The sequence below is a fragment of the Jiella sonneratiae genome, from assembly GCF_017353515.1.
Classification (GTDB): Bacteria; Pseudomonadota; Alphaproteobacteria; order Rhizobiales; family Rhizobiaceae; genus Jiella; species Jiella sonneratiae.
Genome location: NZ_JAFMPY010000011.1, coordinates 1 through 20,421, shown reverse-complemented (window position 1 = coordinate 20,421; position 20,421 = coordinate 1). Strand labels below are relative to the sequence as shown.

Genomic DNA, 20,421 nt, shown 5'->3' with positions numbered 1-20,421 from the left:
GAAGAGCCCCCTGCCAAGCTTCACGGCAGGGTTTCTTGGTGACGTTTTAACAGGCACGTGACGATCTCCCCCGCCGCCAGCGCCGCGATCACCGCCGGGCGCTTGTCGCGCAGGGCCGAGCCGCCGATCGGCAGGGTCAGGCGGGCGGCGTCGGCCGCGCGTCCTTCCGCCTCCAGTTGGCGCCGGAAGCGCGCGCGCTTGGTCGCTGACCCGATCATTCCGACATAGGCGGCGTCGGCCCGGGCGAGCGCTGCCGCGGCGATCAGGAAGTCGAGCGAATGGTCGTGGGTCATGACGACATAGGCGGCGCCCGGCGGCGCGCCCTCGACCAGCGATTCCGGCATCGCGGCGGCGACGGTGGACAGGCCTTCCGGCAGGCCGACGAACGTCTCCGGCCGCGAATCGACGAGGCTGACGGCAAGCGGCAGCGGCGCAAGCGCCGTCGCCAGAGCCCGGCCGGTGTGGCCGGCGCCGAAGACCAGGACGGCGGGGAGCCGAGCACGCCGGCGCTCTTCCTCTTCGGCCATGGCCGCCAGCTCCGCCGCGTCGATCCGCCGGAAGGACAGGCCGACGCGGCCGCCGCAGCACTGGCCGATCTCCGGCCCGAGCGGCACGTCGCACGTCGCTTCGGCCTCGGCGGCGGCTATCATCGCCCGCGCCTTGTCGATGGCATCGAATTCCAGCCGCCCGCCGCCGATCGTGCCGGCGGTCCCGCCCGCCGTCACCAGCATCCGCGCCCCCGCCTCGCGCGGGGTGGAGCCGAGGGCGGTCTCGACGGTGACGAGGACGGCGGCGTCGCGCCGTTCGAACGCGGTCTTTACGGCTGCGAGGAGGCTGGTCATCGGGGTAAGGCCCGCCCGACGTCTGATTTTTCCCGACAGCGAAAAGCTTCCAGACGGTCGCAAGTCGGCGCCCCTGCGCACCCCCCTCTGTCCTGCCGGACATCTCCCCCGCAAGGGGGGAGATCGACCTCGCACGAACGCCGCTGCCTCGAATTCGGCGTTCGTCGTGGCAGGGATGTTTCAGCAAAAGGCGGAAGCAGCGACGCCTTCAATCTCCCCCCTTGCGGGGGAGATGTCCGGCAGGACAGAGGGGGGTGCCTCGGCGCCATTGCGTCAGGCCTTTCGGCCGCCAGACATCCCATCGAGGCCGTACTCGGAGCAAAGATCGAAATAGACCTGCAGGGAAATTCGCCCCTCTTGCTCCAGCCCGTCTTCGGTCGAGGCATAAAAGTCGGCCCCGCCCCGGAGATTTAGGAACTCGCCGCGAAACATCCCGATCTCCGGATCGAACGCTACCCTGGCTTCATGACCGTCGATCTTGATCGCGTCGCCCATCACAGCCCGTCTCTCACCTCCTCCACCGCCTTCAACACCCGCTCGGGCGTCGCCGGGGCGTCGAGGCGCGGAAACGCCTTCCCCTCGCCCGCCGCAATCACCGCGTCGGTCAGCGCCGAGAAGACCGAGATCGCCAGCATGAAGGGCGGTTCGCCGACGGCCTTCGAGCGATAGACCGTTTCGGAGCGGTTCTCGCCCTTCTCCCAGATGGCGATCCTGAAGTCGTCGGGCCGGTCGTTGGCGGTCGGGATCTTGTAGGTCGAGGGCGCGTGGGTCATCAGCCGGCCCTTGTCGTTCCACCAGAGCTCTTCCGTCGTCAGCCAGCCCATGCCCTGGATGAAGCCGCCCTCGATCTGCCCCATGTCGATCGCCGGGTTCAGCGACCTGCCGACGTCGTGCAGGATGTCCGCCCGGAGCAGCCGGTATTCGCCGGTCAGCGTGTCGACGACGACCTCGGAGCATGCCGCCCCATAGGCGAAATAGTAGAACGGCCGGCCGCTCGCCGCTTCACGGTCGTAGTCGATCTCCGGCGTCGCGTAGAAGCCGGTCGAGGAAAGCGAGACGCGGGCGAGATAGGCCTCGCCGACGAGGTCCGAGAAGCGCTTCTCCATGTTGCCGACGAGAACCCGGTTCGGCTTGAACACCACCTGATCGGGGGCGACGTGATAGCGCGTCGCGGCAAAGGCGATCAGCCTGTCCTTGATCGTCCGCGCCGCCGCCTGCGCCGCCATGCCGTTGAGGTCCGACCCGGAGGATGCCGCCGTCGCCGAGGTGTTCGGCACCTTGGCGGTCGTCGTCGCGGTGATCTTCACCCGGTCGAGATCGATCTGGAACTCCTCGGCGACGACCTGCGCCACCTTGACGAAGAGCCCCTGCCCCATCTCGGTGCCGCCGTGGTTGAGATGCACCGACCCGTCCTTGTAGACGTGGACGAGCGCCCCGGCCTGGTTGAGATGCGTGGTCGTGAAGGAGATCCCGAACTTCACCGGCGTCAGCGCCAGCCCCTTCTTGAGGACCCCGCTTCCGGCATTGAAGCGTTTCACCGCCTCGCGCCGGGCGCGATAGTCCGACGAGGCCTCCAGTTCCGCGACGATCTCGCCGATGACGCAGTCGGTGACCTTCATGTGGTAGGGCGTCGTCGCCGGCTCCGCACCGACCGCCGGATAGAAGTTGCGCTTCCTGACGTCGAGCGGGTCGAGCCCCGTCAGAAAGGCGATCTCGTCCATCGCCCGCTCGATGCCGACCATGCCCTGCGGCCCGCCGAAGCCCCGGAAGGCGGTGTTCGAGACCGTGTGGGTCTTCAGCCGGCGCGAATTGATGCGCGCGGCCTTGAGGTCGTAGGCGTTGTCGGCATGGAACATCGCCCGGTCGGCGATGGCGGCGGAAAGATCGGAGGAATAGCCGCAGCGTACGACGTGGGCGAAATCGGCGGCGAGAATCGTCCCGTCCTCGGCAAAGCCGAGATCGTAGTCGATCCGCACCTCGTGGCGCTTTCCCGTCATCTCCATGTCGTCGTCACGGTCGAGCCGGCATTTCGCCGGTCGCCCGGTCTTCACCGCGGCGAGCGCCGCGACGGCGGCGAACAGCGCCGGCTGGCTCTCCTTGCCGCCGAAGCCGCCGCCCATGCGGCGAAGCTCCACCGTCACCGCGTGGTCCGGAAGCCCGAGCATCTTGGCGACGTTGTGCTGGACCTCCGAGGGATGCTGGGTGGAGGAACGCACGAATACGTCGCCGTCCTCCATCGGCACGGCATAGGCAACCTGCCCTTCGAGATAGAAATGGTCCTGGCCGCCGACCTCGACGCGGCCGCCGGCGCGCCCCGGGGCCGCTTCGAGCGCCGCCCCGACGTCGCCGAGCCGCATCTCGTAGGCCGGCAAAAGGTCCGCACCCGCCTCGTCGGCATGGGTGACGGCATCGTCGATCGAGACCGCCGCCGGCAGATCCTCGTATTCCACCACCGCCAGCTTCGCCGCGGCGCGCGCGGCGCCCTCGGTCTCGGCGGCGACGGCAAAGAGCGGCTGGCCGACATACTGGACGATCGCGCCGTCTCCCGTCAGCGGCGGGAAGATCGGATCGTCGCCGAAGACCGGGGAATAGTCGTTCTGGCCGGGAATGTCCGCGGCGGTCAGCACCACGGCGACGCCCGGCGCATCACCCACGGCGGCAAGGTCGAGCCGGGTGATCCGCGCATGCGCCTTCGGCGACATGGCGATGAAGACCTGCAGCGTCCCCGGCAGTTCCGGCTCGTCGTCGGTGTAGCGGGCGGCGCCCGTGACGTGTTTCAGGCCGCTGTCGTGCACCGTCGGCGACGCCACGCCGCCCCTGATGCGGGGAGCGTGCGAGGGTGCGCGCTCGTCGAGTTCGGCGAGCCCCGGCCCGCCGGCGCCGGAGCGGTCCTGGATCCTGGTCTCGTCCATCACGCGACCTCTTCGAGGGCGTCAGGGCCGATGACGGCGATTCGGGCGGTGGCCACGCCCGAATGCTCCAGCTGGAAGCGCTTCAGGAGGTTCTGCGCGGTCTTCAGCCGGTAGCCGCTCGAAGCCCGCATGTCGGTGAGCGGCGCAAAGTCGCCGGCCATCGCCGCCATCGCATCCTCCGCGGCAGCCGCGTCGAAGGGCCGGCCGACGAGCGCCGCCTCGGCCGCCTTCGCCCGCTTCGGGATTCCCGCCATGCCGCCGAAGGCGAGCCGCGCCTCGCTCACCACCGCGCCGTCGCCCGTCGCCGCAAATGTCAGCCGGAAGGCCGCCATCACCGCCGAAATGTCCGAGTCGAAGCGTTTCGAGATCTTGTGGGCGAAGAAGCGCTGGTCGTCGGAAAGCCGCGGCACCTCGACGGCGGCGACGAACTCGCCCTTTTCCCGGTCCTGCCGGCCGTAGTCGATGAAGAAGTCTTCGAGCGCCACGACGCGCAGGTCGTCGCCCTTTCTCAGGAACAGCCGCGCCCCGAGCGCAATCAGGCAGGGCGGCAGGTCGCCGATCGGCGAGCCGTTGGCGATGTTGCCGCCGACCGTGCCGGCGTTGCGGATCTGATAGCCGGCAAAGCGGCGCAGCATTTCGCCGAGATCCGGGTGGATCGAGGCGAGGACCTGCCGCGCCGTGCGGTGGGTCACGGCGGCGCCGAGATAGACCTTGTCCTGCCGCTCCTCGATCATCATCAGGTCGCGGACCTTCGAGACGTCGATGAGGAGCGGCAGTTCGCGATACTGTTTGGTCACCCAGAGGCCGACGTCCGTCGCGCCGGCGACGAGCACGGCGTCCGGGTGCGCCGCGTAGGTGTCGGCGAGGTCGTCGACGCTGGTCGGCGTGAACCAGCGCCCGCCGGAGGCCTCGTAGGCGAAGACGCCCGCACCCTCCATCTCGGTGAGCCGCGCCGAAAGCGCCGCATCCTCCCCGGCGGTATCCGGCACCGGCTCGCCGGCGATCGCGAGCCCAGCGTCGACGATCGGGCCGTAGCCGGTGCAGCGGCAGAGATTGCCGGAGACGACGTCCTTGACCGACTGGCGGTCGCCGAGCGCGCCGGTGAGCCAGGCCGAATGGAGCTGCATGACGAAGCCCGGCGTGCAGAAGCCGCACTGGCTGGCATGGCTTTCCACCATCGCCGTCTGCAGCTTCGTCGGGCCATCGCGGCCGAGATGCTCGATCGTCTCCACCGCCCGGCCGTTCATCGCCGGGAGGAACTGGATGCAGGCATTGACCGAGCGGCGGGCGATGCCGCCGCTTCCGTCCGGCTCGCAGAGAAGCACGGTGCAGGCGCCGCAGTCGCCCTCGGCGCAGCCTTCCTTGGTGCCGGTCAGGCGCTCGGTCTGGCGGAGATGGTCGAGCAGCGTCGTCGTCGGCTTCGCGCCTGAGACTTCACGCGCCTCGCCGTTCAGGACGAAGCGGATCGGGCGGCTCGGCGGTGTCGCGGCAGTCGGTGTCTCGGCCATCAGCTGCCCCGATAGGTCGAATAGGCGTAAGGGGAGATCAAGAGCGGCACGTGATAGTGCGCGGGACCGGCGATGCCGAAACGGATCGGCACGACGTCGAGGAAGGGCGGGTCGGCGAGCGCGACGCCGGCGGCGCGGAAATAGTCCGCGACGAAGAAGGTCAGGCCGTATTCACCCGGCCGCAGTTCGTCCCCGGAAAGGAGCGGCGCGTCGACCCGCCCGTCGTCATTGGTCGAGACGGTCTTCACCGTTGCGGCGGCAGCGCCCTCGTAGCGCGCGAGCTCGATCCGGATCCCGGCGGCGGGCCGGCCGTGCATGGTGTCGAGGACATGGGTCGTGAGCCGCGCCGCATCCGGCATGAACGCTCCTTCGGTGAAATTTGACCATACGGTCAAGCAGTGTGCAACGTCGGGCGAGGCATGTGCAAGCGGCCGGTTCGTGGTCTCTTCGTCGGCTGCCCGGGTGCTTCTCCCCAAGCGACGAACAACGGACCCGCCGATCTTCGCGTCAGCCTGGCCAGGCCAAAGTTGCCGACGGAATTCTACGCGTCCGGCGACGGCGGGTCGACGATCTCGCGGAACGTCGCGATCGCACCCGCCAGTGTTGCCGACAGCCGCCGGGCCGCCGCCATCGCAGGCAGCGCCCGGGACGGATCGAAATTGTCGTAGTCATGGCTCGCGCGGTGGCGGAACCTGCGGGATTCATCGAGATCGGCGGCCAACTCGGCGGAAAGGATCGCAGGGCGCCCCCGGCCGGGAGACGCCACGGGCCTCGCCACGCGCCTGACGAGATCGGCATGGGAGCGGTCGCCGGCCGGCGCTTCTTCACCCAGCATCTCGAGAATGCGCCCAAGGGCGGCTTCGACGGACGTATGGGCCGACTGCATGGCGTGCATCAGTGCCATCGTCGCCCGATATCCCTCGAGCCCCTCGTCGCCGAAACCACCGAGATCGAAGAGTTCCGCCGCTCTGGCATAGTGCCGGCAGGCAGCCGCGACATCGTCATCGACCTCGATCCAACGCGCATCGCTCACGGGACGATCATTCCCGCCGCGCACACGCGCGAGACGAAGGCCACGGTCGTCGTCGATGCGTCGTGAATGTCCACCGGCAGGTCCCGCTCCGCACAGGCTTCCTCGACGAAGCGCCACGCCTCGGCGCTCGCCTCTTTGGGAAAGTCCAGAAGCACGTCGAAGTCGCTGTCAAAGCGCATGGTGCCCGACACGTAGGAGCCGAAGACGACGAAGCGGCCACCGTGTCGCGATGCGTAGCGTGCCAAGGCCGCAACGACGGCATCGGCGGCTTTCCTTCGCCGCTCGGCTTCGTTCGCCCTTCTTTCCCCGATCGTCGTGACTTCCATCGTCTCGACTTCCATCGCTCCGGCCCTCAGGCACTCCGCGCCATTGTCGCTTCGGGCGGAGTGTCGCGCAATGCCTCGCCCACGGCTAGCGGATTGAATTTGACATTTGAGTCCCGATCGGGTGAGGCGTCGTATCAAATGTCAAATTCGGAAAATCCACTAGGATCATAATGTTGGCTAGTGGTCTTTCGATTCCGACATCCGCTGCGCGGTCTCGACAAAGCGATACCAAATGTCGGAATCGGACCACTAGCTCTACCCCCGCCGCGGGCGGATCAGCCCTTCCTGGGCGACCGAGGCGACGAGCGTCCCGTCGAGGGCGTAGAGCGCCCCGCGGGTGAGGCCGCGGCCGCCCGAGGAGGACGGCGAATCCTGCGTGTAGAGCATCCATTCCGAGACCTTCGCCGGCCGGTGGAACCACATCGCATGGTCGAGGCTCGCCGCCTGCACGCTCTCGTCGAACACCGACAGGCCGTGGGCGAAGAGCGCCGTGTCGAGCAGCGTCATGTCGGAGAGATAGGCGAGGACGACGGCGTTCTTGACCGGATCGTCGCCGATCTCGCCGCGGCAGCGCACCCAGATGTGCTGGTAGGGCTCGAGCTTCTCGCCCGAGACGTAGTGCTTCAGGATCACCGGGCGGAACTCGATCGGCCGCGGCCGCTGCCAGTAGCGCTGCACCGCCGGCGAGGCGTTCTTCAGGATCGTCGCCTCCAGTGCCTCGCCATGCGGCAGGTCCTCGGGCCGCGGCACCTTTGGCATGGTGATCTGGTGCTCGAAGCCCTGCTCGCGCTTCTGGAACGAGGCCGAAAGCGAGAAGATCGCCGCCCCGTGCTGCAGGGCGACGACGCGCCGCGTCGTGAAGGAGCCGCCGTCGCGGATCCGGTCGACGGTATAGACGATCGGCACGGCGGGGTCGCCCGGCCGCATGAAATAGGCGTGCAGCGAATGGCAGGCGCGCTCGGACGGCACCGTGCGGATGGCGGCGGCGAGGGCCTGGGCGATTACCTGGCCGCCGAAGACGCGCTGCCAGCCGAATTCCGGGCTGACGCCGCGATAAAGGTCCTCCTCGAGTTTTTCGAGGTCGAGGATCGCCAGAAGCTGTTCAACCGGGTCGCTCATCCATAGATACTCCGCTCGATGCAGGGTTCCTCGTAGCTGGTGCATCGAAGGATCGCAAAGGCCCGGCGGCGGGTCAGAAATCGCGCCGCCGACGATGCGGCGCCGGCCCCGCCGGACGTCGCGCACGGGCCAGCCGACCGGAAACGAGACGAAGAGCATCGGGAAGCATCATGAGTGACGTGCCGTTCGATCAGAAGCCGGGGGCCGAGAGGGTCGACATCCTCGTCGCCGGGGCAGGCTATGTGGGGCTCACCACCGCCGTCGCGATCAAGGAGGCGGCGCCGCATCTTTCCGTCGCCATCGTCGACGCCGCGCCGGACGGCGTGTGGGAAAAGGACACCCGCGCCTCGGCGGTCGCCGCCGCGGCGGTGCGCATGCTGACGCAGCTCGGCATCTGGCGCGCCATCGAGGCCGAGGCGCAGCCGATCACCGAGATGATCGTCACGGATTCGAAGACCGGCGACGCCGTCCGGCCGGTCTTCCTCACCTTCGGCGGCGAGGCGCGGCCGGGCGAGCCCTTCGCCCACATGATGCCGAACGTCAGGCTGAACGGGGCGCTGCGCGCGCGCGCCGCGGATCTCGGCATCTCGATCCGCCAGGGCGTCGCGGTGCGCGGCATCGCGGAAGGCATCGGCCATGTCGAGGTGCGGCTTTCGGACGGCTCGGCGCTGTCGGCGCGGCTGCTCGTCGCCTGCGACGGGGTGAAGTCGGCGGTCCGCGACATGGCGGGGATCCGCACCCTGCACTGGGACTACGGCCAGTCCGGCATCGTCGCGACGGTCGCCCACGAGCGCCCGCACGAGGGCCGGGCGGAGGAGCATTTCCTGCCCTCCGGCCCCTTCGCCATCCTGCCTTTGAAGGGCAATCGCTCGTCGCTGGTCTGGACCGAGCCGACCAGAGAGGCCGAGCGGCTGGTCGCCGCCGACGACATGGTGTTCGAACTCGAACTCGAACAGCGCTTCGGCCACCGGCTCGGAGCCCTGACCGTCGAGGGCCCGCGACGGGCGTTTCCGCTCGGCCTCACCCTCGCCCGCGAATTCGTGCGCCCGCGCATCGCGCTCGCCGGCGACGCCGCCCACGGCATTCATCCGATCGCCGGCCAGGGCCTCAATCTCGGCTTCAAGGACGCCGCGGCGCTTGCCGAGGTGGTGGTCGACGCCGAGCGCCGCGGGCTCGACATCGGCGCCCTCGACGTGCTGGAAACCTATCAGCGCTGGCGGCGCTTCGACACGCTGTCGATGGGCGTCACCACCGACGTCCTCAACCGGCTGTTCTCCAACGACAACGCCGTCCTGCGCATGGCCCGCTCCTTCGGCCTGTCCCTCGTCGACCGCGCTCCGCCGCTGAAGGATTTCTTCATCGGGCAGGCGGCCGGGCTGACCAAGGGGCCGAGCCCGCGGCTGCTGCAGGGCGAGGCGATCTGAGGCGGCCGGGGCCGATCAGGACGGCCGCAGACCGCGCCGCCTCGTCATCCCGGGCTTGACCCGGGATCCATTCCTCGGCGGCGAACACACCTCGCCGGCGTCAGGAAAGCCCGTCATCCGATTCAGCAGCGACTACGGCGGCGACGATTTGGAATGGATCCCGGCTCGGGGGCCGGGATGACGAAGCTTCGATGCGTCCGCATCCTGGCGAACGCCGACGGGCAGGGCCGCGGCCCGCGGCCGACAAGCCCGCGGGCCGCTCCGTCATTCCATCACATCTTCTTCGCCGCCTCGCAGCTGCCCTTGTCCATCGACTGGAAGGCCTGGTCGCCGGGGATCGTGCGGACGATGTTGTAATAGTCCCACTTGCCCTTGCTCTCCTCCGGCGTCTTCACCTGGGCGAGATACATGTCGTGGACCATCAGCCCGTCGGCCCGGACCTTGCCGTTGCGGGCGAAGACGTCGTCGATCGGCATCTCCTTCAGCTTGGCGATCACCGTTTCCGGATCGTCGGTGCCGGCGGCCTCGACCGCCTTCAGATACTGCAGTGCCGAGGAATACATGCCGGCCTGCACCATCGACGGCTTGGCGCCGGTCTTCTCCTCGTATTTCGCGCTCCACGCCCGGGTATCGTCGTCGAGATCCCAGTAGAAGCCGGTCGTCAGCGTCAGGCCCTGCGCCGCGTCGAGGCCGAGGGCATCGACGTCGGAGATGAAGAGCAGCAGCGAGGCGAGCTTCTGGCCGCCCGAGACGATGCCGAACTCCTGCGCCTGCTTGACCGAGTTCTGGGTGTCGGTTCCGGCATTGGCGAGACCGATCACCTGCGCGCCCGAGCCCTGCGCCTGCAACAGGAAGGACGAGAAGTCCGGCGTCGGGAAGGGCGCGGCGACGGAGCCGACCACCTCGCCGCCATTCGCCTTGACGGCGTTGGCCGCGGTCTTTTCGAGATTGTGGCCGAAGGCGTAGTCGGCGGTGATGAAGTACCAGGACTTGTTGCCCTCCTTCACCATCGCGACGGCGGTTCCGTTGGCGAGCGCGTCGGTGTCGTAGGTCCAGTGGAGCCCGGTCTTCGGTGCGCAGCTCTCGTTGGTCAAAGCGTTCGAGGCCGCGCCGTTGTTGATGTAGGCGACGTTTTTCTCGGCGGTGATGCCCTGCAGCGCGATGCCGACGCCGGAATTCGCCCCGCCGAGGATCAGGTCGACATGGTCCTGATCGGCCCACTGCCGGGCGATGTTGGAGCCGATGTCGGCCTTGTTCTGGTGGTCGCCCGACATCAGCTCGATCGGCTTGCCGGCGACCTTTCCGCCCATTTCGTCGATCGCCATCTGCACGGCGGCGACCGAGCCCTGGCCGTCGATCGAGGAATAGGCGCCCGACATGTCGAGGATCATGCCGATCTTCACGGCATCGTCGCTGATCCCCTTGCCGTCCGCGGCACTCGCCGCACCGGCAAGCGCCGTCGCGGCACCCGCCAGAAGAACCGTCGTCAGAAATTTCATGCCCTGTCTCCTCCCGAAGAACGTCCGGGCACCGGCCTTGCGACGGCGGCCTCCCTGCCGCCGACGCCGCGCGCCGCTTCCCGGCCCGCACGATGCCCGGGGGGAGAGTGGCGGAGTTCCGCCGCAAGGGCAAATCGAACCGCAGAGCGAGAGCGACGAAGCGGAGCGAAAGGAAGGATGCGGCCGGTTCGACGTGGCGGAGACTGGCCCCGATCGGCGGATGGCGGGGATCGCCGGGAGCCCTTCGGACGATTTTCCCGTCCCGCGGCCATCCCCGGCAAATCTGTTTCGCTTCGCCCGCTCACTCCGCAATGGCCGCCGGTGATCGGCCGGGCGATCCGGCTTATCTAGAATGCTACCAGATTCATCCGGCCTCGCCCCTCATCGGCGGCGGCTGCCGGCAGGAAGGGAGCGAGACGATGGCGAAGGACCACCGGGCGGGATCGAAGGTGCGCGGCGACAAGCTGCCGGCGATCCTGATGGCGAGCCATCTCATCGAGGGCGACACGGTCTTTCTCGGCAAGGCCGGCTGGACCCGCGATCCCTCCGCGGCGCGGATCGCCCACGACGCCGAGACCGCGGCGGCGATGGAGGCCGAGGGCAAGGCGGCCGCGGCGGCGAACGCCGTGATCGACCCCTATCTCGTTCCGGTGGACCTTTCCGAGGCGGGACTGCCGATCGCCCGGCACTTCCGCGACGCGATGCGCCAGAAGGGCCCCTCCGTCCATCCCGACATGGGCAAGCAGGCGGAATTCGCGCCGCTCGAATAAGACGCGGCCGGACCGGCCAATTCGAGGCGCCGGCCGAGGCCGCGCGGCGCCCTTCGCAAGACGCAAATTTTTCGAGGAACAACCATGTACCGCTACGACGAATTCGACGAACGCTTCGTGCGCGAACGCGTCGCCCAGTTCCGCGGGCAGGTGGAGCGCCGGATCGACGGGTCGCTGTCGGAGGACGAATTCAAGCCGCTCAGGCTGAAGAACGGGCTGTATCTGCAGCTCCACGCCTACATGCTGCGGATCGCCGTTCCCTACGGCACGCTGAATTCGAGGCAGCTGCGCCAGCTCGCCCATATCGCCGAGACCTACGACAAGGGCTACGGCCACTTCACCACGCGCCAGAACCTGCAGTTCAACTGGCCGAAGCTGAAGGACGTGCCGGACATCCTCGGCCTTCTCGCCGACGTCGAGATGCACTGCATCCAGACCTCCGGCAACTGCATCCGCAACGTCACCTCCGACCAGTTCGCCGGCGTCGCCGCGGACGAGGTGGAGGATCCGCGCCCGACCGCGGAACTCATCCGCCAGTGGTCGAGCCTCCATCCGGAATTCGTCTGGCTGCCGCGGAAGTTCAAGATCGCCGTGACCGGCGCGAGCCACGACCGCGCGGCGATCAAGGTCCACGACATCGGCCTGAAGCTGAAGCGGGATGCCGCCGGCGCCGTCGGCTACGAGGTCATCGTCGGCGGCGGCCTCGGCCGCACCCCGATGATCGGCAAGGTGATCCGCGAGTTCCTGCCGAAGGACGAACTGCTCGCCTATCTCGAAGCCGTCATGCGGGTCTACAATTCGGAGGGCCGCCGCGACAACAAGTTCAAGGCCAGGGTGAAGATCCTGGTCCACGAGACCGGCGAGGAGGAATTCCGCGCCCGGGTCGAGGAGGAGTATGCCAGGCTCGACGGCCCGACGATCAACGCGCCGGACGAGGAAGTCCGGCGGATCGCCGCCTATTTCGCGCCGCCGGCCTACGCGACGCTGCCCGAGACCTCCGCGGTGCTCGACGCGGCCCGGGCGGCGGACCCGGCGCTCGACCGCTTCGTCGCGCAGAACGGCTTTGCCCACAAGCAGCCGGGCTACATCGCGCTGACCATCGCGCTGAAGGAGATCGGCGCGGTGCCGGGCGACATGAGCGCGGCGCAGATGCGGGCCTTCGCCGACCTCGCCGAGACCTACTCCTTCGACGAGTTCCGGGTGACGCACAGCCAGAACCTCGTCCTGCCGCATGTCAGAAAAGACGACGTGCCGGCGGTGTTCGCGGCGCTGAAGGCCGCCGGCCTCGCTTCGGCGAATGCCGGCCTGATCACCGACATCATCGCCTGCCCCGGCCTCGACTACTGCGCGCTGGCGACGGCGAAGTCGATCCCGATCGCCCAGGCGATCGCCAAGACCTTCGCCGACGAGAAGCGCCAAGCGGCAATCGGCGAACTGCCGATCAAGATCTCCGGCTGCATCAATGCCTGCGGCCATCACCATGTCGGCGCGATCGGCATTCTCGGCCTCGAAAAGGGCGGGCGCGAGAACTACCAGATCACCGTCGGCGGCGACGCGAGCGAACATGCGGCGCTGGGCGAGCGGCTCGGCCCCGGCATCGACGCCGAGGACGTGCCGGCGGCGATCGAGGCGATCGTCGAAACCTATCTCGCCGAACGGGAAGGCGGGGAAAGCTTCATCGAGACCGTGCGCCGGGCCGGCATCGAGCCGTTCAAGGCCGGTTTCGCCAGCTTCCTCGACGACCGGGCGCCAGCCAGCGAGGCCGCGGAATAATGACGCTGATCACCGAAGACGGCGCGGCCGAGGACCGCTTCACCCGCGCAGACACGCTCGAGGCGGCGCTTGCGGCCGAGGGCCCGGTTCTGGTGCCGCTACCGGTCGCCGCCGACTATCTGGCGAAGCGGCCGGGGGCCGAGACGGGGATTTCGGTGCCCGGCGCGACGTCGATCGACGAGATCCGGCCGCATCTCGCCGCAGCCGCCCTCGTCGCCGTCGAGTTTCCGGGCTTTTCCGACGGGCGCGGCTTCTCGCTCGCCAGGAAGATCCGGCGCGAGGGCTTCGCGGGAACGCTGCGCGCCTCGGGGCCGCTGATCGCCGACCAGTTCGCCGATGCGCTCGCCTGCGGCTTCACCGAGGTGGAACTGCCCGAGACCATGGCCAATCGCCAGCCGGTGCAGCAGTGGCTCGCCGCCAAAGAGACGATGAGCGTCCACTACCAGACCGGCTACGGGACGGAGCCGAGCATCCTCCAACAGCGCCTCACTGCCCGCAAAGGGGCCACCCGATGATCCAGGATCCCACTCTCCTCGCAACGACGCTCGACGCCGAATTTGCCGAAATGTCGCCGCTCGATCGGCTGAAGACCCTGCGCGAAAAGGTCAAGGGCCGCATCGTCTTCACGACGAGCCTCGGGCTGGAAGACCAGATGCTGACCCATCTGATCTTCGGCAACGACATCAAGATCGACGTCGTCACGCTCGACACGGGCCGGCTGTTTCCGGAAAGCTACGACGTCTGGCGCCGAACCGAAGAGAAATACGGCAAGCGCATCCACGCGAAATATCCGCAGGCCGAGGCGCTCGAGACCCTCGTCGACGACCAGGGGATCGACGGCTTCTACTACGCCAAGGAATTCCGCCTGGCCTGCTGCGGCGTCAGGAAGATCGAGCCGCTCGGCCGGGCGCTCGACGGCGCGGCGGCCTGGGTGACGGGGCTGAGGGGCGACCAGTCGCAGAACCGGCTGTCGATGCCGTTCGCGAGCTACGAGACGCAGAAGAAGCTGATCAAGGCGAACCCTCTCCTCGACCTCTCGCGCGAGAAGATCGCGCATTTCTGCGACGACCACGGCGTGCCGGTCAACGCGCTGCACGACAAGGGCTTTTTGTCGATCGGCTGCGCTCCCTGCACCCGGGCGATCCAGCCGGGCGAGCCGGAACGTGCCGGCCGCTGGTGGTGGGAGGACGACGTCAAGCGCGAATGCGGCCTGCACCTGCCGGACCGGACGATGGTGAGCGAAGGCGCGGGGATCTGAGCGGGTGTGACGCCCGCGTCCTTCGAGGCTCGCTGCGCTTGCACCTCAGGATGAGGGGAAACGCGTGGCGCTCAGCATTTCGCCCAGGCCACAGCCCTTCAAGGGCCTTCATCCTGAGGACTGAGCCTTGAAGGGCAAGGGGCGCAAGCCTGTAAGCTTCGTGGTCCCGGGCTTGACCCGGGATCCATGCCATCGCGGCAACGCGATGGTTTGGTCCAGAATGAGGGGCGAACCGAAGCCGATTTGGCGGCCCGACCGGTTTGGAATGGATCCCGGGTCAAGCCCGGGATGACGACAAACGGAGGCGTCGCGGCCTTTCCGTCGCCCCTCATCCCGAGGTGCGCGCTTAGCGGGGCGGAAGCGGCGCGGCCTCTCATAGCCCCTCATCCTGAGGTGCGAGCGACGCGAGCCTCGAAGGGCGAGGGGCGCGAGGCGCCAATATCAACGCCTCGTCGTCCCACCGGGCATGACCCGGGCCCGACGTCTCGACGGCGGCGGTCCGGTCCGGTCCGAAAGACAGCCTTGGGTCTCACGCGACCCGGCGGCTCGACCGGTTTGGCATGGATCCCGGGTCAAGCCCGGGATGACGAAGGCGGGAGAGAACGCGGCCTCTCCGTAGCCCCTCATCCTGAGGTGCGAGCGGAACGAGCCTCGAAGGGCGAGGGGCGCCGGGATGTCCGGCAGCCCCCCACCACGCAGGGCGGCGAGACCCACTCCGCGGCGTCATCCTCGGGCTTGCCCCGATGATCGACCGGCGCGTCCGCTCCAGAGGCGATGCCGGTTGGCCGGGCGCCGACGGCCGGACCTTCGATTGAAAGGCAGGAGATCTCCGGGACGAACCCGCGGACGACGACATCAATCCCGGCGCCGGACCGTCGGCGCCAAGTCTGGTCGGCAGGCGGCCGCGCCGAAGAGCGGCGCGGCGCCTCCCATACGAACACGAAGGCTTCCCCCATGAAGCACATGACCCACCTGCAGCGGCTCGAGGCCGAGTCGATCTTCATCATCCGCGAGGCGGCGGCGGGCGCCGAGAATCCGGTGATGCTCTATTCGATCGGCAAGGATTCGGCGGTGATGCTGCATCTTGCCATGAAGGCCTTTCGCCCGGGAAAGCCGCCCTTCCCGCTGCTGCATGTCGACACGACCTGGAAGTTCCGCGAGATGATCGCGTTTCGCGACAAGATCGCGCGGGACCTCGGCCTCGACCTCATCGTCCACACCAACCAGGAGGGTCTGCGGGCCGGGATCAACCCGTTCGCCTCGGGCTCGCGCGTCCACACCGACGTGATGAAGACCGAGGCGCTGAAGCAGGCGCTCGACAAGTACCGGTTCGACATGGCCTTCGGCGGCGCCCGGCGCGACGAGGAGAAGAGCCGGGCCAAGGAACGGGTGTTCTCGCTGAGGACGCCGGAACACAGGTGGGACGCCAAGAACCAGCGGCCCGAGCCCTGGCGGCTGTTCAACACCCGCAAGAGGAAGGGCGAGAGCTTCCGGGTCTTCCCTCTGTCGAACTGGACCGAGCAGGACGTCTGGGACTACATCGCCATCGAGAACATCCCCGTCGTGCCGCTCTATTTCGCTGCGCCGCGCCCGATCGTCAGGCGCGACGGCGCGCTGATCATGCGCGACGACGAGCGGATGGAACTCAGGCCGGGCGAGAGCGTCGAGACCATGATGGTCCGCTTCCGCACCCTCGGCTGCTACCCGCTCACCGGCGCGGTCGAATCTACGGCAGCGACCCTTGACGACGTGATTGCGGAAATGCGCGGCTCGCGGGTCTCGGAACGCCAGGGCCGGGTGATCGACCAGGATTCCGGCGCCTCGATGGAAGAAAAGAAGCAGGAAGGCTATTTCTGATGAACAGCGCCATTTCCGCCCGCCGCCTTCCCGACGAGGCCGACCTCGCCCAGGGCTCGACGCCCGCAGCCCTCGAAGACGAGACCTTCGCCGGGCCGGCGCCTGACGCCGCCGCCGCCGGCGCGGCGATCGACCCGCGGGAGGCGATGCGGCCGGTCGCCTCGCCGGCCGCCTCGCTCTTGCGCTTCATCACCTGCGGCTCGGTCGACGACGGCAAGTCGACGCTGATCGGACGGCTGCTTTTCGAGACCAATGCCGTCTTCGACGACCAGATGGAGGCGTTGCGGCGCGACTCGAAAAAGTTCGGCACCACCGGCGAGGAGCTCGATTTCGCACTGCTCGTCGACGGTCTGTCGGCCGAGCGCGAGCAAGGCATCACCATCGACGTCGCCTACCGCTACTTCTCGACGCCGGGCCGCGCCTTCATCATCGCCGACACGCCGGGCCACGAGCAGTACACCCGCAACATGGCGACGGGCGCCTCGCAGGCCGAGCTCGCGGTGATCCTGGTCGACGCGCGCAAGGGCATCCTGCCGCAGACCCGCCGGCACTCCTTCATCACCTCGCTGGTCGGCATCAAGTCGGTGATCGTCGCGATCAACAAGATGGACCTCGTCGACTTTTCCGAGCAACGCTTCGAGGAGATCAGAGAGGGCTACCGGGCGATCCTGCCGGCGCTCGGCTTCACCGACGTGACCTTCGTTCCGGTCTCGGCGAAGAAGGGCGACAACGTCGCGACGCGCTCGCCGAACACGCCCTGGTATGATGGCGAGACGCTGCTCGAGCGCCTCGAATCCGCCCAGCCGGAAACCTTCGACGCCGCGGCCGAGCCGTTCCGGCTGCCGGTGCAGTGGGTGAACCGGCCGAATCTCGACTTCCGCGGCTTTGCCGGCTCGATCGCCGGCGGCAGGGTTCAGAAGGGCGACGCCGTCGTCGCTCTGCCCTCGGGCGGCCGCAGCCGGGTCAGGGGCGTCCACGGGCCGGACGGCGCGGTCGAGAGCGCCGAGGCGGGCGAGGCGGTCACCGTCACGCTCGAAGACGAGATCGACGTCTCGCGCGGCGACGTGCTGGTGGCGGAGGCGGCGGCAGCCGGGGTGTCGCGCCGGCTTTCCGGCGACGTCCTCTGGATGGCGAACCGGCCCCTGGTGCAGGGCGCACGGCTGATTCTCAAGCTCGGCACGACGCAGACGCCGGCGGCGCTCAGCCACCTCGATGCGACGATCGACATCCATTCCTACGAGGAAAAGCCCGCCGACGCCCTGTCGATGAACGAGATCGGCAAGGTGACGATCACCGCCGAACGGCCGGTCGTCGCGCTGCCCTATGCCGAAAACTGTGAGCTCGGCGCGTTCATCCTGATCGATCCGGTGACCAACGAGACGGTGGCGCTCGGCGTGGTTCGCGGCGTCGCCGGACCTCAGAATGCCGCCTCGACCGAGAGCTCTTCCGAGGCCGGGCCGGGCCTTGCGACGATCGGGCGTCTCTGGCTCGGAGAGGCGGCGCGCGGCGACGCCGCGCACCGGCGGGCGAAGATCCGCGCCCGGATCGCTGGTTCGGTGCTGGTCGGCCTCCTGGCGCTGCTCTTTCAGATGCCGCTCGCCCTCGTGCCGATGATCGCCGTCCTCGACTTCCTGATCCGGCCGTTTCTCGCCGTCGCCTTCGGCGCCCATCGTGTGCCGGAGGCAAGCTCCGCCGATCCGAGCATCGTCGACGCGGGAGGCGGCATATGACCTGCTGCACGGCGACGGGGGAGCAGCGCTTGCCGGACGCCGGGGACCGGCAGCGGGCGGATTTCCGGCCGATCGGCGGCGACCGGCGCCATTACCGGCGGCCGTTCCCGGTGCTGGAACTGATGCAGCTCGCAGCGGCGGTGATCCTCTGCACCGCATTGATCTGCGGTTTCGTCGGCTGACTACCGGCCGGCGATCCGACGACGCTTCGTCGGCAGGCTTGGGACGCATCGTCGCGGCGCCTTGCCGGCCGGCGAGGCATCGGCGATAGCCGGGCGATGCACGACATCGTCCTCGTCGGCGGCGGCCACGCCCATCTCTTCGTCCTCGAAGCCTTTGCGAAGAGGCCGCTCGACGACGTCCGGCTGACCCTCGTCGCGAGGGAAGCCTTCGCGCCCTATTCCGGCATGCTGCCCGGGCGGGTGTCCGGCCAGTATCCGATCGACGCCGGCGAGATCGACCTTCAGCGTCTGGCCGGACGGGCCGGGGCGCGCTTCATCCACGCTGCGGCGACGGCGATCGACTGCGGCCGGCGCGAGGTCGCCGTCGAGGGGCACCCGCCGATCCCCTACTCCCTGCTCTCCCTCGACATCGGCATCGTCCCCGACGTTTCCGCCATCGGCGGCGCCGAGGCCCATGGCCTCCTCGTCAAGCCGATCTCGACCTTCCGGCAACGTTTCGAACGCCTCGTCGACGGCCTCGATGACGGCCGCATCCGCCACCTCGCGGTCGTCGGGGGCGGGCCTGCCGGCTTCGAACTCGCCCAGGCCCTCAGACGGCGCGCGAATTTTTCGGCGGCGTGCAAAGGACACAATGTCGCGATCACCCTCGCCGCCGGCACGACGCTGCTCGCCGGCCTGCCGGAGCGGGCGCGCCGACTTGCCCGGCATTCGCTGCAAGATGCCGGCATCGGCTGCATCGAGGGCGCACGGGTGGCGTCGATCGGACCGGGCCGGGTCGTTCTCGACGACGGGCGACAGATCGATGCCGACGAAGCGATCGTGACGACGGCCGCCGCAGCGCCGGCGCTGTTCCGTGACGCCGGCCTTGCCGTCGACGGCGGGGGGTTCCTCGCCGTTCGCCCGACCCTTGAGAGCGCGAGCGACGATCGCATCTTCGGCGCCGGAGACTGCGTCGGGCTTCTCGGGCAGGAACGGCCGAAGGCCGGCGTCTTCGCCGTCCGCGAAGGCGTGGTGCTCGCCGAAAACCTGCGCCGCGCGGCGCTCGGCCGGCCGCTGCGGCGATACCGCGCCCAGAAGGCGCATCTGATGCTGCTGGCGCTTTCCGACGGCGATGCCATCGCCGTCAGGGGCCGGCTGGCACTGCAGTCCAGCATCGCCTTCCGGCTGAAGGACTGGATCGACCGCGGCTTCGTCGACCGGTTCTCGGCGCGCTGACACAAGGAGCGCCGCCGCGGGACGCGGGCCGGCCGCGATGCGCCGGGGGCCGGCCGCGGGAAGACCAAGGCCGGTCCGTGACGGATCGGCCCGGCTCGCCGAGCCCCGCCTACTGATTGAGCCGGATTGCGGCTACCGCGGCCGTATTAACGGCGCTCAGCGCCGGGGTTACCACGCCGTTGAAGGCGTCGAAGACCTGCTTGACCGGGACGTAGGGAGCGGTCGCGACATAGACCATGTCGCCGGAGCGGATCTTGAAGTCCTGGGCAAAGATCAGCCCGGACGGTTCGCGCAGGTTGAAGCGGTAGACCACCGGCACCTGGCCGGTCAGCCGCGTCGCCTCCGGATCGCCCGGATCGCTGTGCTTGAACGCCTCGCCCTCGTAGCGGGCGAGCATCTCCGCCCCCGCCTCGCGCCTGAGGACGAAGACCCCCATCGGATTGGCGAGCGCCGGATTGAGCCCGCCGACCTGCGCCAGCGCCTCGGCGAGCGACATCTCGTAGCCCTGCAGCGGCAGCTGGTCGCTGCGCCCCGTCGCCCCAAGCGCCACATAGGTGCGCGGCTGGCGGGTCATGAGCACGACGTCGCCGGGGCGCACATAGACGTCCTCGGTCGGATCGTCGACGAGTTCGGAGAACGGCATCTGCACCGTCCGCCCGCCGCGGGTCAGCGACACCGCGGTCTCGTAGATCGGCGTCTTCGGCCCGCCGACCCTCGCAATCAGGTCGAGGATCTTCAGCCCCGAGGTCGGGATCGGCACCGAGGCGCCGCCGATCGCATCGCCGGTCACCGTCACCGTCGTCGAATTGCCCTGCGACACCGCGACGACGGCCTGCGGCTCGATCGCCCGGTCCTTCAGGGCGGCGACGATCCTTTTCTCGACGGTCGCCGCCGTCGAGCCGGCGACGCGGATGCGCCCGGCATAGGGGATGGTGATCGAGCCGTCGCGGGCGACCTGCTGGGCCGGCAGATG

19 protein-coding genes are annotated in these 20,421 nt (G+C 68.8%); 9 read left to right on the top strand and 10 right to left on the bottom strand.

Annotated features, from left to right (window positions below; translation table 11 throughout):
• Positions 1 to 20: 20 nt before the first annotated feature.
• The 8 genes from xdhC to tesB form a co-directional block, all read right to left on the bottom strand.
• Complete coding sequence (gene xdhC / locus J1C47_RS12255) at positions 21 to 842, bottom strand: xanthine dehydrogenase accessory protein XdhC (protein ID WP_207351059.1); 822 nt, start codon at positions 840 to 842, stop codon at positions 21 to 23.
• Between the two features lie 273 nt (positions 843 to 1,115).
• Entirely contained in the window at positions 1,116 to 1,337 is a 222-nt protein-coding gene (locus J1C47_RS12250) for a type II toxin-antitoxin system HicB family antitoxin (protein ID WP_207351058.1), read from the bottom strand.
• Positions 1,337 to 3,754 (bottom strand): xanthine dehydrogenase molybdopterin binding subunit, encoded by a 2,418-nt coding sequence (gene xdhB, locus J1C47_RS12245; protein WP_207351057.1) that lies wholly within the window; start codon positions 3,752 to 3,754, stop codon positions 1,337 to 1,339. The genes J1C47_RS12250 and xdhB overlap by 1 nt, the downstream gene beginning before the upstream one ends.
• Positions 3,754 to 5,262, bottom strand: a complete 1,509-nt coding sequence (gene xdhA / locus J1C47_RS12240) for a xanthine dehydrogenase small subunit (protein WP_207351056.1) — start codon at positions 5,260 to 5,262, stop codon at positions 3,754 to 3,756. The genes xdhB and xdhA overlap by 1 nt, the downstream gene beginning before the upstream one ends.
• Complete coding sequence (gene uraH / locus J1C47_RS12235; RefSeq protein WP_207351055.1) at positions 5,262 to 5,621, bottom strand: hydroxyisourate hydrolase; 360 nt, start codon at positions 5,619 to 5,621, stop codon at positions 5,262 to 5,264. Before uraH ends, xdhA begins: the two co-directional genes overlap by 1 nt.
• A gap of 182 nt (positions 5,622 to 5,803) precedes the next feature.
• Positions 5,804 to 6,166, bottom strand: coding sequence for a ribonuclease toxin HepT-like protein (locus J1C47_RS12230; RefSeq protein WP_207351054.1), 363 nt, complete (start codon positions 6,164 to 6,166; stop codon positions 5,804 to 5,806).
• 125 nt (positions 6,167 to 6,291) lie between these two features.
• A complete protein-coding gene (locus tag J1C47_RS12225; RefSeq protein ID WP_207351053.1) occupies positions 6,292 to 6,636 on the bottom strand; it encodes a nucleotidyltransferase family protein in 345 nt (114 codons plus the stop codon).
• Between the two features lie 240 nt (positions 6,637 to 6,876).
• On the bottom strand, positions 6,877 to 7,740 hold the full coding sequence (gene tesB, locus J1C47_RS12220) for an acyl-CoA thioesterase II (protein WP_207351052.1): 864 nt from the start codon (positions 7,738 to 7,740) through the stop codon (positions 6,877 to 6,879).
• Between the two features lie 170 nt (positions 7,741 to 7,910).
• Between tesB and J1C47_RS12215 the strand changes: the two genes are divergently transcribed.
• The gene (locus J1C47_RS12215) at positions 7,911 to 9,164 is read left to right on the top strand and encodes a ubiquinone biosynthesis hydroxylase (protein WP_207351051.1); all 1,254 of its coding nucleotides are present in this window, start codon (positions 7,911 to 7,913) and stop codon (positions 9,162 to 9,164) included.
• Positions 9,165 to 9,436: 272 nt separating this feature from the next.
• Here the strand turns inward: J1C47_RS12215 and J1C47_RS12210 are convergent, their stop codons facing one another.
• Positions 9,437 to 10,663, bottom strand: a complete 1,227-nt coding sequence (locus J1C47_RS12210) for an ABC transporter substrate-binding protein (RefSeq protein ID WP_207351050.1) — start codon at positions 10,661 to 10,663, stop codon at positions 9,437 to 9,439.
• 419 nt (positions 10,664 to 11,082) lie between these two features.
• On the opposite strand from J1C47_RS12210, the gene J1C47_RS12205 reads away from it, so the two are divergent.
• The 8 genes from J1C47_RS12205 to J1C47_RS12170 all read left to right on the top strand — a co-directional run bounded on the left by J1C47_RS12205 (position 11,083) and on the right by J1C47_RS12170 (position 19,448).
• Positions 11,083 to 11,433, top strand: coding sequence for a DUF2849 domain-containing protein (locus J1C47_RS12205; RefSeq protein ID WP_207351049.1), 351 nt, complete (start codon positions 11,083 to 11,085; stop codon positions 11,431 to 11,433).
• Between the two features lie 84 nt (positions 11,434 to 11,517).
• Positions 11,518 to 13,206, top strand: coding sequence for a nitrite/sulfite reductase (locus tag J1C47_RS12200; RefSeq protein ID WP_207351048.1), 1,689 nt, complete (start codon positions 11,518 to 11,520; stop codon positions 13,204 to 13,206).
• On the top strand, positions 13,206 to 13,721 hold the full coding sequence (locus J1C47_RS12195) for a DUF934 domain-containing protein (RefSeq protein WP_207351047.1): 516 nt from the start codon (positions 13,206 to 13,208) through the stop codon (positions 13,719 to 13,721). Before J1C47_RS12200 ends, J1C47_RS12195 begins: the two co-directional genes overlap by 1 nt.
• On the top strand, positions 13,718 to 14,464 hold the full coding sequence (locus tag J1C47_RS12190; protein WP_207351046.1) for a phosphoadenylyl-sulfate reductase: 747 nt from the start codon (positions 13,718 to 13,720) through the stop codon (positions 14,462 to 14,464). Before J1C47_RS12195 ends, J1C47_RS12190 begins: the two co-directional genes overlap by 4 nt.
• Positions 14,465 to 15,238: 774 nt before the next feature.
• A complete protein-coding gene (cysD, locus tag J1C47_RS12185) occupies positions 15,239 to 16,321 on the top strand; it encodes a sulfate adenylyltransferase subunit CysD (protein ID WP_207351045.1) in 1,083 nt (360 codons plus the stop codon).
• On the top strand, positions 16,321 to 18,051 hold the full coding sequence (gene cysN, locus J1C47_RS12180; RefSeq protein ID WP_207351044.1) for a sulfate adenylyltransferase subunit CysN: 1,731 nt from the start codon (positions 16,321 to 16,323) through the stop codon (positions 18,049 to 18,051). The genes cysD and cysN overlap by 1 nt, the downstream gene beginning before the upstream one ends.
• A complete protein-coding gene (locus J1C47_RS12175) occupies positions 18,048 to 18,233 on the top strand; it encodes a hypothetical protein (RefSeq protein WP_207351043.1) in 186 nt (61 codons plus the stop codon). Before cysN ends, J1C47_RS12175 begins: the two co-directional genes overlap by 4 nt.
• Positions 18,234 to 18,329: 96 nt before the next feature.
• The gene (locus J1C47_RS12170) at positions 18,330 to 19,448 is read left to right on the top strand and encodes an FAD-dependent oxidoreductase (RefSeq protein ID WP_207351042.1); all 1,119 of its coding nucleotides are present in this window, start codon (positions 18,330 to 18,332) and stop codon (positions 19,446 to 19,448) included.
• A gap of 109 nt (positions 19,449 to 19,557) precedes the next feature.
• Here the strand turns inward: J1C47_RS12170 and J1C47_RS12165 are convergent.
• On the bottom strand, positions 19,558 to 20,421 hold an 864-nt coding region (locus tag J1C47_RS12165), incomplete at its 5' end, for a polysaccharide biosynthesis/export family protein (RefSeq protein ID WP_207351041.1).